The organism is Azohydromonas aeria (assembly GCF_009760915.1).
Classification (GTDB): domain Bacteria; phylum Pseudomonadota; class Gammaproteobacteria; order Burkholderiales; family Burkholderiaceae_C; genus Azohydromonas; species Azohydromonas aeria.
In genome coordinates, this window is record NZ_VIDQ01000088.1 from 15,582 (window position 1) to 27,608 (window position 12,027).

The window sequence follows — 12,027 nt, forward strand, 5'->3', positions numbered from 1 at the left end:
GGCGGCGGGATGAGCCTGCCGCGCCCGTGGGCCGGCTGCGCGCTGGCCGAGCACGGCGGCGCCGACGCCGGTCCGCCCGTCGCCTTCGACTTCTCCACCAATGCCTGCCCGCTGGAGCCGCCGCAGCCGGTGCGGCGCGCGCTGCAGCAGGCCGACCGGCGCCGCTATCCCGACCCCGGCTACACCGCGTTGCGCGCGCAACTGGGGGCGTGGCTGGGCGTGGCGAGCGAGCGCGTGCTGCCCACGGCCGGCGGCAGCGAGGCGATCCGGCGCCTGACGCTGGCGGCGCGGCTGCGGGGCGTCGCGCGGGTGTGGGTGCCGCAGCCCGGCTACGGCGACTACCGCGCCGCGGCCGAGGCGCTGGGCCTGGAAGTGCGGGCGTATGGCGACGGCGGCGCGCTGCTGCGGGCGCTGGCCGCGTGCGGCGGCGAGCCCTCGCTCGTGTGGCTGTGCGAGCCCTGCAACCCCACCGGCGAGAGCCTGCCCGCGGCGTTCTGGCAGGCGCTGGCCGCGCTGCCCGGGCGCGGGACGCTGCTGGCGCTGGACCGCGCCTACGAGCCGCTGCGCCTGGAGGGCCGCGACCCGGTGCCGCCGGCGCTGGCCGATCGCGCCTGGCAGCTGTGGTCACCCAACAAGGCTCTCGGGCTCACCGGCGTGCGCGCGGGCTGGGCCGTCGCGCCGGCACGGGACGACGCGCTGCCCGCGCCGCGGCTGGAGGCGCTGGCGCCGAGCTGGGTGCTGTCGGCCGAGGGCGTGGCGCTGCTGCAGGCCTGGACGCTGCCGGCCACGCAGCACGGCGTGCACGCCACGTGCAGCCGGCTGCGCGCCTGGAAGCGCCAGCAGCGCGCGGCGCTGCGCGCGCTGGGCTGGGAGCAGCGGCCCTCGGTCACGCCGTTCTGGCTGGCGCGGCCCTGCGAAGGCGGCCTGGCACGGCGCCTGGTCGCCCTGCGTGCGCAGGGCGTGAAGCTGCGCGACGCCACCTCCTTCGGCCTGCCCGGCTGGGTCCGGTTGAGCGTGCAGCCACCGCCGGCGCAGCAGGCGTTGCTCGACGCGTGGCAAGCCGCGGATGCCGCCATCACTTCCGTCGAAAATTCATCTGCATCCTTCCTTCCATCATGACCATCCCCACCGTTGAAACCCTCCACCAGCCCGCGCTGGAAGCCGCGCTGCGCCGGCGCATCGACAACAAGACCAAGCCGCTGGGCGCGCTGGGCCGGCTGGAGGCGCTGGCGCTGCGGATCGGCCTGGTGCTGGGCAGCGAGCGCCCGCGGCTGGAGCAGCCGCAGATGGTGGTGTTCGCGGCCGACCACGGCCTGGCGGCGCAGGGCGTGTCGGCCTACCCCTCCGACGTGACCTGGCAGATGGTCATGAACTTCCTGGCCGGCGGCGCCGCCGTGAGCGTGCTGGCGCGCCAGCACGGCCTGTCGCTGACGGTGGTGGACGCGGGCGTGCGCTGCGACTTCGAGCCGCAGCCGGGGCTGCTGCTGCGCAAGGTCGCGCCGGGCACGGCCGACGCGTCGCAGGCGCCGGCCATGACGGCCGGGCAGTGCGCCGCCGCCGTCGAGGCCGGGCGCGAGGTGGTGCGCGGCCTGCCGGGCAATGCCGTGCTGCTGGGCGAGATGGGCATCGGCAACAGCTCCAGCGCCGCGCTGCTGCTGGCACGGCTGGCCGGGCTGCCCATCGAGCGCTGCACCGGCCGCGGCACCGGGCTGGACGACGCGCGCCTGGCGCACAAGGTGCGCGTGCTGGCCGGCGTGCTGGAGCGCCATGCCGGCGCGGTCGAGCCGCTGCAGGCGCTGGCCGCGCTGGGCGGCTTCGAGATCGCGATGCTGGTGGGCGCGGTGCTGCAGGCCGCCGTGGAGCGCCGCGTGGTGGTGGTGGACGGCTTCATTGCCTCCAGCGCGGTGCTGGTGGCGCACGCGCTGCAGCCGGCGGTGCTGCAGCGCTGCGTGTTCGCGCACCGCTCGCAGGAGGGCGGCCACGCGCTGTTGCTGGCGCAACTGGGCGTGGAGCCGCTGCTGGACCTGGGCCTGCGCCTGGGCGAGGGCTCCGGGGCGGCGCTGGCCTGGCCGCTGCTGGAGTCGGCGTGCCGCATCCTCGACGAGATGGCGAGCTTCGAGTCGGCCGGCGTGAGCCGGGCCTGAGCGGGCGCGGCGGACATGCGGACGCTGGCGCACGAGGCGCGGCTCTTCCTGATCGCGCTGCAGTTCTTCACGCGCGTGCCGATCCCGGCGCGCGTGGGCTTCGAGCCGGCCTGGCTGCAGGACTGCGCGCGGCATTTCCCGGCCGTCGGGCTGGTGGTGGGCGCCTTCGGCGCGGCGGCGCTGCTGGGCGCGGCGGCGCTGTGGCCGCCGGCCATCGCGGCGGGCCTGGGCATCGCGGCCACGGTGTGGCTGACCGGCGGCTTCCACGAGGACGGCCTGGCCGACACCTGCGACGGCCTGGGCGGCGCGGTGAGCCGCGCGCGGGCGCTGGAGATCATGAAGGACTCGCGCCTGGGCAGCTACGGCGCGCTCGGCCTGCTGCTGGTGCTGGGACTCAAGGCGGCGGCGCTGGCGGCGCTGGTGGCGCGCTCGCCGCTGCTGGCCGCCGTCGCGCTGGCCTGGGGCCATGGCGCCTCGCGCTGCGCGCCGGTGCTGCTGATGCGGCTGCTGCCCTACGGCGGCGACCCGGAGCACGCCAAGGCCAAGCCGCTGGCATTGCAGGTGAGCGCCACGGGCGTGGCCGTGGCGCTGGGCTGGGTGGCGCTGGCGAGCGCCGCGGCGCTGGCGCTGGGCGGCGCGCCGGCCGCGGCGGCACTGCCCTGGGCCCTGGCGGCCATCGCCGCCGTGGTGCTGTGGATGCGGCGCTGGCTGCACCGGCGCCTGGGCGGCTTCACCGGCGACACGCTCGGGGCGGCGCAGCAGCTCGGCGAGCTGGCGGCGCTGCTGGCGTGGGTGGCGGTGGCGGGACGCGCCCATGGCTGAACCCCGGGACGATGCGGCCCACCTCTGGGCCTGGCGCCACCCGCGCGCGCAAGGCGCGGCCGGGCGCTGCATCGGCCGCACGGACCTGCGCGTCGATGCGCGCAAGGCCAAGCGGCTGGCGCACCGCATCCGCCAAGCCGCGCGCCGCCACGGCCTGCCGCATGAGATCGTCACCTCGCCGCTGCGGCGCTGCGCCGACGTCGGGCGCTGGCTGCGGCGCTGGGGCTGGCGGCATCGCACCGACGCGGCGCTGATGGAGATGGATTTCGGCGCCTGGGACGGCCTGCGCTGGGAGCAGGTCGGGCACGCCGCGGTCGAGGCCTGGTGCGCCGACTTCGCCGACGCGCGCCCCGGCGGCGGCGAGTCGCTGCGCGGCATGCTCGCCCGCGCCGCGGCCTGGACCGCGCCCGCGCCCGCGCTGCTGGTGACGCACGGCGGCTGGATGCTGGCACGGCAGTGGGCGGGCACCCGGGCCGCGCCGCCGCGCAGCGCGGCCGAGTGGCCGGCGGCGCCCCGGCACGGCAGCCTGTGGCGGTTGCCCGCCGCGGCGCTCAGGGCGCCACGCTAGGGTCCAGCGTCAGCGGCTGCTGCGGCGGCGCCTGCTGCTGCCGCCGCCGCAGCAGCACCTCCACCTCGGCCGCCGGCATCGGCTCGTGAAAGAAGAAACCCTGCGCCTTGGGGCAGCCCAGGCAGCGCAGCTGCGTGGCCTGCGCCGACTGCTCGATGCCCTCGGCCACCACCGACAGCTTGAGCTCGCGCCCAAGCGCGATCACGGCCGAGGCGATGGCGGCGTTGCGGGCATCACCGGCGATGCCGACCACGAACGAGCGGTCGAGCTTGAGCTCGTCCACCGGGAAGTCGCGCAGGTAGGCCAGCGAGGAGTAGCCCGTGCCGAAGTCGTCGATGGACAGCCGCACGCCCATCTGCCGCACCAGCGTGAGGTTGCGCTGCGCGAGCTCGACGTCGCGCATGAGCACGCTCTCGGTGATCTCCAGCTTGAGCTGCGCCGGGTCGATGCCCGTGGCGGCCAGCACCTCGGCCAGCAGCGGCACCAGGCTGGCGCGGCGGAACTGCGCGCCGGAGACGTTGACCGACACCGGCGGCGCGGCCAGGCTCTGCGCGGCCCAGGCCGCGCCCTGCGCGCAGGCGTGGCGCAGCACCCACTCGCCGATGCGCACGATCAGGTCGGTCTCCTCGGCGAGCTGGATGAAGCGCCCGGGCAGCAACAGCCCGTGCTCGGGATGCTGCCAGCGCAGCAGCGCCTCCAGCCCCACCGGCGCGCCGCTGTCCATGTCCACGATGGGCTGGTAGTGCAGCACGAACTCGTCGCGCTCCAGCGCCTGGCGCAGCGCCGGCTCCATGCGGAACAGCTCGGCGCTGCGGTTGTTCATCACCGCGCTGTGGAAGCTGTAGCGGTTCCGCCCTTCGCCCTTGGCGTGGTACATGGCCACGTCGGCCGCCTTCATCAGCGTCTCGGCGTCCGAGCCGTCGCGCGGGTACAGCGCCACGCCGATGCTCGAGCCCAGCACGGCGAGCTGGTCGTCGAAGCTGAAGGGCTCGGCAAAGGCGCCCAGCACCCGGTTGGCGAGCTGGTGCACCGAGGCCTCGTCGGGCACGTCGTCGGCGACGATGCAGAACTCGTCGCCGCCCAGCCGCGTGAGCTGCATGGCGTCGCTGGCGGCCGGCACGCGCGCCAGCGCGTCGCTGCGGCGCAGCAGCGCCTTGAGCCGCTGCGACACGGCGCACAGCAGCCGGTCGCCCATCGAGTGGCCCAGCGTGTCGTTGACGCGCTTGAAGTTGTCCAGGTCCAGCAGCAGCACCGCCACCGTGCGCTGCAGCCGCTGCGCGCGCGCCAGCGCCCATTCGATGCGCTCGTGCAGCCAGGCGCGGTTGGGCAGCCCGGTGAGGCTGTCGTGGTAGGCCAGGTGGCGGATGCGCGCCTCGGCGGCGCGGCGCTCGGTGATGTCCTGCACCGTGCCGTGGATCACGCGCACCCCGTCGTGCTCGCGCACCTGCCCGCGCAGCTGCAGCACGCGCGGGGGCGCCTCGCCCTCAGCGCCGTCGAGCACCTGCTCCAGCTCGATGGCCTCGTCCGCGGCGGCGGCCTGCTCCAGCGAGGCACGCAGCCGCCGGCGCTGCGGCAGCGGCCAGGGGGCGAAGAAGGCGTCGAAATCCGCCGACGGGCTGTATTCGGGCAGGCCCATGATGCGCAGCGCCTGCGCCGAGCACTCCAGCCGGTCCGCGCCCACGCTCCACTCCCAGCTGCCGATGCCGGCCACGCGCTGCGCCGCGGCCAGCCGCTCGTGGCTGCGCGCCACCTCGGTGAAGGCATGGGCCGAGCGCAGGATGTAGCGCACGCGGTGCGCCAGGATCTCCCAGTTGATCGGCTTGGCGATGAAGTCGGTGGCGCCGGACTCGAAGGCGCGCTCCACCGACGCGGCGTCGTCGTGGCCGGTGAGCACCAGCACCGGCGTGTCGTGCCCGCGCGGGCGCGCGCGCAGCCGGCGGCACGCCTCAAAGCCGTCGATGTCGGGCAGCCCGATGTCGAGCAGCACCAGGTCGGGCTGGAGCCGGTCGAAGGCCTGCAGCGCCGACAGCGCGTCGGCCACGGTCACGCTGCGCAGCCCGATGCGCCGCAGCGTGGCCTGCAGCATCAGCCGCATCGTCGGGTCGTCATCGATGACCAGCGCCAGTGGCGCCTCGCGCTCGGCATCGCCGCGGTTCACGACCATGGACCTCTCCATGACTCCCGGGCACAAGCGGACGGGGTCTTCAATTGAGTACTTCCTCGGGGACGGCGCGCAGGGCGGCCAGCGCCTGCGCGTGGGCGGCAGCCAGCGCCTCGCGCAGCTCCACCGCCACGGTGCCGGCGCGCGCCTGCAGCTCGATGCGCCGGCACAGCTCGCCCAGCGTGGCCGCGCCCAGGTTTTGGCTGATCGACTTGAGCGCGTGCGCCGCATCCGACACCGCCGTGGCATTGTCGCCGTCCAGCGCGGCCTGCAGCGCCGCGGCCATGGCCGGGGTCTCGTTGACGAAGAGCTCCACCATCTGCCGCAGCAGCTCCTCGCCGCCGATCTCGCGGATCGACGCCAGCACCGCCGGGTCGATGGCGCGCGCCGCGGGCCCCGGCGCGGGCGCAGGCACGGCTTCGGGCGAGGCCTCGGGCGGCTCCGCCGGCAGGGGCGCGGCCACGGTCGCCGAAACCGTCGCCGAACCCATCGCCGAAACGGTCGCAGGTTCGGGCGCGGGCGCGGCGGCGGGGTCCGCCGCGGCGCCGGGTGCCGCCGGCAGCCAGCGCGCCAGCAGCGCGGCCAGCTGCGCCCGCCGGAACGGCTTGCTCAGGTAGTCGTCCATGCCCGCGGCCAGGCAGCGTTCGCGGTCGCCGGCCACGGCGTTGGCGGTGAGCGCGATCACCGGCAGCCGTGGTGCCGCGGTGGCGGCCTCGTGGCGCCGGATGGCCGCCGTGGCCTCGAAGCCGTCCATGCCCGGCATCTGGCAGTCCATCAGCACCAGGTCGAAGCGGCCGGTCAGCACGGACTCGACCCCGGCATGCCCGTCCACGGCCACGTCCACGCTGCAGCCCAGCCGCTCCAGCAGCGCCGTGGCCAGCCCGCGGTTGATGGCCTGGTCCTCCACCACCAGCACGTGCCCGGCAAAGCGGGGCTGCGCCGGCGCCGGCACCGGCTCGGCCGCGCCGGCCGCCGCGGCGGCAGCGGCACCGCCGCGGTGGCGCCCCGTGAGCTCCTCGGCCAGGCGCACCAGCGCGCTGCCGCGCAGCGGCTTGTCCAGCAGCCGCGTCGCCCCGGCGCCGTCCGCCGGCGCGGCCGGCTCGGCGCCGGCCGGCGCGCCCAGCAGCACCAGCGGCATGCCGGCCAGCGTGGCGTCGGCGCGCAGGCCCTGCTCCAGCGCCCGGGCCTGCGCCTGGGGCCGCTCCCGGTCGGCCACCACCAGGGCGACGGGCGAGGCCGACTGCGCCGCCGCGCGCAGCGCCTGCAGCGCCGCCACGCCGTCGCCGGCCTCGTCCACCGCCATGCCCCGCGCCCGCAGCCGGCGCCCGATCGCGCCGCGCAGCGAGGCATTGGGCACGACCAGCAGCGCGCGCAGCCCCCGCAGCGACGCGGGTGCGGACGCGGGCGCGGGCTCGGCGCCGTCGAGCCGGACCTCGAACCAGAAGGCCGCGCCACGCCCGGGCTCGCTGCGCACGTGCAGCGAGCCGCCCATCATCTCGGCCAGCTGCCGCGTGATGGTCAGCCCCAGCCCCGTGCCGCCGTAGCGCCGCGTGGTCGAGCCGTCGGCCTGCGTGAAGGCCTCGAAGACGCGCCGCTGCTGCTCCGCGGTCAGCCCGATGCCGGTGTCGCTGACCTCGAAACGCAGCCGCCCGCCGCCCTCGGCCACGCGCGCGCGCACCACCACCTCGCCTTCGGGCGTGAACTTCAGCGCGTTGCCGATCAGGTTGGTGAGCATCTGGCGCAGCCGTCCCGGGTCGCCGCTGACGGTCTCGGGCAGCGCGGCGTCCACGTCCACGACCAGCTCCAGTGCGCGCGCATGCGCCAGCGCCGCGAAGGACTCCGCCGTGTCCTCCACCAGCTGCGCCGGCGAGAACGCCACGTGCTCGAGCTCGACGCGGCCGGCCTCGATCTTCGAGAAGTCGAGCACGTCGTCGATGATGGCCAGCAGCGCCTCGCCGGAGCTGTGGATGGTGTGCGCCACCTGGCGCTGGCGCTCATCGAGCGGCCCGTCGAGCAGCAGCTCCGACATGCCCAGCACGCCGTTCATGGGCGTGCGGATCTCGTGGCTCATGTTGGCCAGGAACTGCGACTTGGCGCGGCTCGCGGCCTCGGCCGCGTCGCGCGCGGCCACCAGCTCGGCGGTGCGCGCCTGCACCTGCTGCTCCAGGCGCTCGCGGTACGACACCAGCTCGCCGTCGCGCAGCTGGATCTGGTGCAGCATCTCGTTGAAGCCGTCGATCAGGCGGCCGATCTCGTCCTCGCCGTGGCGCTCCACGCGCACCGAGTAGTCGTTGTCCTGCGCGATCGCCTCGGTGGCGCGCGCCAGACGCTCGATGGGCGCGGCGATGACGTTCTTCACCGGCCCGGCCACCAGCAGCAGCATCAGCGCGAACAGCCCCACCAGCGGCAGCGCCAGCCGCGCCAGGCGCCAGGCCTGGTCGCGCCACGCCAGCGACAGGTCCGCCACGATGCGCACCGTGCCCAGGTGCTCGCCGTCGAGCACGATGGGCCGCTCCACGCGCAGCACGGGCGTGAACAGGCTGCGGTCGAGGTCCAGCTCGACGTCGGCATCGGCGCCGGCGCCCGCGCCCTCCGGGCGCGCGCGGTAGCTGGCGAACACCTGGCCGTCCGGGCGCAGGATCTGCGCGGCCACCGCGCTGGGCTTGGAGCGCAGCGCCGACAGCACCTGGCGCGCGGTGGACTGGTCGTCGAAGGCCAGCGCGCCGGTGCTGTTGAAGCCCAGCACGTCGGCCAGGGTGTTGAACTCCTGGCGCTGCTCGCGCTCGTGCTCGACCAGCCCGTCGGCCATGACGACCACCAGCGCCAGCGCGAAGCCCAGGCCGAGCGCCAGGGCCATGATCAGCCCGAGCTTGCGGCGCAGCGGCATGTGCCGGAAACGCTGCAGGCTGGCCCTCATCGCAGCCGCCTCCGCGACCCGCGCCGGCGCGCGTCCGGCCCGATGCCGCGGCACCCGGCGACGCCGCCCTCCAACTCCAAAAGCATTCGCGGCCCCTCCATCACCCGGCCGATCCGTCCGCCGCACGACGGCAAAGCCTGCTGCCCGGCACTGGCGGACGCTCCCCCGGCAGCACCCCTGAATCCCGTGCGGGCCGCCGCGCGTGCCCCGGGACACGCCGCCCGGCACGCACGGACTTGTGTAGACAAGCGTAACGACAACCGGGGGGACCGGCGTGGCGCCGGCACACCAACTAGATGACAAATTGCCGGCTCCGGCCGGATTCGAGCCGCGCCCGGCAGGTACGGGCACGGCCCGCGCGCCATGAACCCCAGGCGCGCCGCCTGCAACACAGCCCTGCCTTCAACGCGATGCGCGTCCCCCTTCGGGCCGATTCCCGGCCCGGGCCGCGCTGCCTAACCTCGCCGCCGCTGCCCCCGCATCAAGCCAAGGAGACCGCCATGCCCGCCCGCAAGCCGACCACCCGCGCGCCCAAGTCGCTGCCCCATGCCGACACCGCGGTCCACGCCGCCGTCGAGGAGCTCGACATCGACGAGCTCGTCGATGCCCTGCTGGAGCCGATCCATTGCGGCGGGGACGCGCTGCTGCGCGGCTCGGGCTTCTGCCTGGACACCGGGCGTGAAGACCTCACCTTCGCAAGCCACTGACCCCACCACGGCCGCCGCGCCGCACGCGCGGCGGCCCCGTGAACGGCAGAGCCGGCCTCGGGCTCCAGCCTCCGGCGCCACGCCGGCCTCGCCGCGGCACCGGCCCTCCCGGCCAGCCCGGGCGCCCAAGCCCTCCTCCTCCGTCCTCCCACACCGTCCCGCCACCCGCCGCGGCCCGGCCGGCACCAGCCCCCGGATCGGGGAACTGCGCGTTTTGCCCGGGTGGTGCGCGCGCACCGGTACTGCAACCCTCGCGCGCCCGCATCCCCTGATCCTTGCGTGCAAGGGTTGCTGCCGAGTCGCTATGTTCGGCCACCCGTCGTCAGGCAGTGCAGTGGATGTACCTGGGCTGGCGCGCCAGGAAAAGCAGTACGAGGAGGAGACATGGACGACGAGGGCAGAGTCCTGCCTGCCGGTGCGCGGCTTCACGACGCGACCGGATCGCTTCTGTCCGACCCGGGCGAATGGCCCGCACCCGAAGCGTCGGCTCCCGACACCGACACCGACGCCGACGCCGCGCTCCCGCGCCGGCTGCTGTGCATCTGCGCCCGGCGCCCGCCACAGCTGCACGCCCTGCTGCGCAAGGCCGGCTGGGACGTGATCGACGCGCCCGACCTGGCCGCGGCCACGCGGCTGCTGTCGGCGCAGCCGCCCGCGGTCGCGCTGATCGCCTCGACGGCGAGCGACGAGGACAGCTGGAAGCGGCTGGGCGACTTCGTGGCGGCGCACGGCGACGTCGTCTGGATCGCGCTGCTGGAGCGGTCGTCGCTGCAACACCCGGCCTGCCTGGACGTGGTGCTGGGCGGCCTGTTCGACTACCACCACTGGCCGCTCGACGCCGCGCGGCTGCTCATGACGCTGGGCCACGCGCACGGCTACGCCCGGCTGCGGCGCCTGCACCAGCACCAGCGCCACGCCCGGGACGGCGTGCCGGGCGTGGACCTCATCACCTGCAGCGCGGCCGCGCAACGGCTGCTGGCGCAGGTGCGGCGCATCGCGCCGGTGAACGCGCCCGTGCTGGTGCACGGCGACAGCGGCAGCGGCAAGGAGCTCGCGGCGCGGGCCATCCACCGCTGCTCGGCGCGCCGGCACGCGCCCTTCGTGACCGTCCACTGCGGCGCCGGGCACGGCGCGCTGCTCGAAGAGCAGCTGTTCGGCCACGCCGCGGGCGGCAGCCAGGGCGGATGCGGACGCATCGAAGCCGCCGACGGCGGCACGCTCTACCTCGACGAGGTCGGCGACCTGCCGCTGGCGCAGCAGCTGAGCCTGCTGCGCTTCCTGCAGGAAGGCACCGTCCATCGCCCGGGCATGGCCCGGGGCGTCGAGGTGGACGTGCGCGTGATAGCGGCCACGCATGCCGACCTGGAGCAGGCCATGCGCGCCGGGCGCTTCCGGCAGGACCTGTACTACCGCCTGAGCGTGCTGCACCTCCAGGTGCCCGCGCTGCGCCAGCGCCAGGAAGACATCGCGCCGCTGGCGCTGCATTTCTATGCGCTCTACGCGCATGAGGGCCAGCCGGGGCTGCGCGGCTTCTCGCGCGCCGCGCTGGCGAGCCTGCAGGCCCACGACTGGCCGGGCAACGTGCGCGAGCTGGCCAACCGCGTGCGCCGCGCCGCCGTCATGGCCGAGGGCCGCCTCATCCGGCCCGAGGACCTCGGGCTGCTGATGCCCTTGCCCTCGCCCTTGCCTGCGGCGCCGGCCGAGGCGCTGGACAGGGCGCGCACCGACGCGGAGCGCAGCGCCATCGTCGCCAGCCTCCAGCGCACGGGCAACAACGTCTCGCGGTCGGCCCGGGAACTGGGCGTCTCGCGCATGACGCTGTACCGGCTCATGGCCAAGCACGGCATCCAGGGCTGAGCGCCGGCCCGATCAAACGACCGGCCGATCGGTTGATCGGTTGATCGGTTGATTGATTGATTGATTGGGCGCGCATCGATGTGCGCTCCCCGCATGCCCCTCAGTCAAGTGTGAGACCCGCTGCCGCCGGCCCTGCCGGCGCCGGCTTGGCGCGCCCCGGTGCGGGCAAGAGTGTCACGCCGATGTGACACCCGCGTGCGCGCCGGCGGACCGGCGCGCATCGGCCCGGCCGCCGCGTCCCCGCAACCCGGGGCGTTTCAGCGGCGTGACAGTGCCTGCGGCAGGCAGCATCCGGTTTAGTTGCTCACGCAACTTGGCGGCGAAAAACTTCGGTCGCGATAGTTACGAGATGACGATTTGTCGGGCAGGCACCGAAGTGGGGATGCTGGCGACCGAGGCGCGAGGGCGATGGTGCCGTCGGGCTTCCGGCTCAAACCGATCATGAGGAGTGCATCGATGAAGAAGACGATCCTGGCAGCCGCCCTCGGGCTGGCCTTCGGCGCAAGCGCCTACGCTGACGAGCCTTCGACGACGACCGGCGACACGCAGGGTTCGGGCCGGGTCACGCAGACCGCCACGTCCAGCCGCAGCAACAGCGGCACGGCCAGTCCGGCGGGCGTCGGCGCCGCGGCCGCGCTCAACGGCGCCACCGCCACGTCCAACGTGAGCAACGCCTTCAACACCAGCACGGCGGTGGCCACCTCCACGCTCAACGGCACGGTGACGGGGCTGCGGATCTCGAACATCGGCAACTACGCCACCAACAACGGCCACTCGGTGGGTGGCGCCGGCGGTGCCGGCGGCAGCGGCACGGGCGGCTCGGCCACGGGCGGCGCGGGCACCGGCGGCAG

At 75.3% G+C, this 12,027-nt stretch carries 8 protein-coding genes and 1 pseudogene; 7 read left to right on the top strand and 2 right to left on the bottom strand.

The genetic code is table 11. The features are described 5' to 3' along the window. Window positions 1–9 precede the first annotated feature (9 nt). From FJ694_RS31120 to FJ694_RS31135, 4 genes are read left to right on the top strand one after another with little or no spacing between them, the layout of a single operon-like run. Complete coding sequence (locus tag FJ694_RS31120; protein WP_157271416.1) at window positions 10–1,119, top strand: pyridoxal phosphate-dependent aminotransferase; 1,110 nt, start codon at window positions 10–12, stop codon at window positions 1,117–1,119. After that, a complete protein-coding gene (gene cobT / locus FJ694_RS31125) occupies window positions 1,116–2,144 on the top strand; it encodes a nicotinate-nucleotide--dimethylbenzimidazole phosphoribosyltransferase (protein WP_157271417.1) in 1,029 nt (342 codons plus the stop codon). Before FJ694_RS31120 ends, cobT begins: the two co-directional genes overlap by 4 nt. 15 nt (window positions 2,145–2,159) lie before the next feature. Further along, on the top strand, window positions 2,160–2,966 hold the full coding sequence (gene cobS, locus FJ694_RS31130) for an adenosylcobinamide-GDP ribazoletransferase (protein WP_198321095.1): 807 nt from the start codon (window positions 2,160–2,162) through the stop codon (window positions 2,964–2,966). Continuing rightward, window positions 2,959–3,534: a histidine phosphatase family protein gene (locus tag FJ694_RS31135; protein WP_157271418.1), complete on the top strand. Its 576-nt coding sequence runs from the start codon at window positions 2,959–2,961 to the stop codon at window positions 3,532–3,534. The genes cobS and FJ694_RS31135 overlap by 8 nt, the downstream gene beginning before the upstream one ends. Here the strand turns inward: FJ694_RS31135 and FJ694_RS31140 are convergent. Further along, window positions 3,518–5,698, bottom strand: coding sequence for a putative bifunctional diguanylate cyclase/phosphodiesterase (locus FJ694_RS31140; RefSeq protein WP_198321096.1), 2,181 nt, complete (start codon window positions 5,696–5,698; stop codon window positions 3,518–3,520). The genes FJ694_RS31135 and FJ694_RS31140 overlap by 17 nt on opposite strands. Window positions 5,699–5,738: 40 nt before the next feature. Next, window positions 5,739–8,612 (bottom strand): response regulator, encoded by a 2,874-nt coding sequence (locus FJ694_RS31145; protein WP_157271420.1) that lies wholly within the window; start codon window positions 8,610–8,612, stop codon window positions 5,739–5,741. Window positions 8,613–9,112: 500 nt separating this feature from the next. On the opposite strand from FJ694_RS31145, the gene FJ694_RS31150 reads away from it, so the two are divergent. The 3 genes and pseudogenes from FJ694_RS31150 to FJ694_RS31160 form a co-directional block, all read left to right on the top strand. Continuing rightward, window positions 9,113–9,319, top strand: a complete 207-nt coding sequence (locus FJ694_RS31150) for a hypothetical protein (protein WP_157271421.1) — start codon at window positions 9,113–9,115, stop codon at window positions 9,317–9,319. 384 nt (window positions 9,320–9,703) lie between these two features. Next, entirely contained in the window at window positions 9,704–11,176 is a 1,473-nt protein-coding gene (locus FJ694_RS31155; protein WP_157271422.1) for a sigma-54-dependent transcriptional regulator, read from the top strand. A 456-nt stretch (window positions 11,177–11,632) separates the two neighbouring features. Continuing rightward, window positions 11,633–12,027 (top strand): annotated as a pseudogene (locus FJ694_RS31160) (hypothetical protein); the annotation flags it as partial.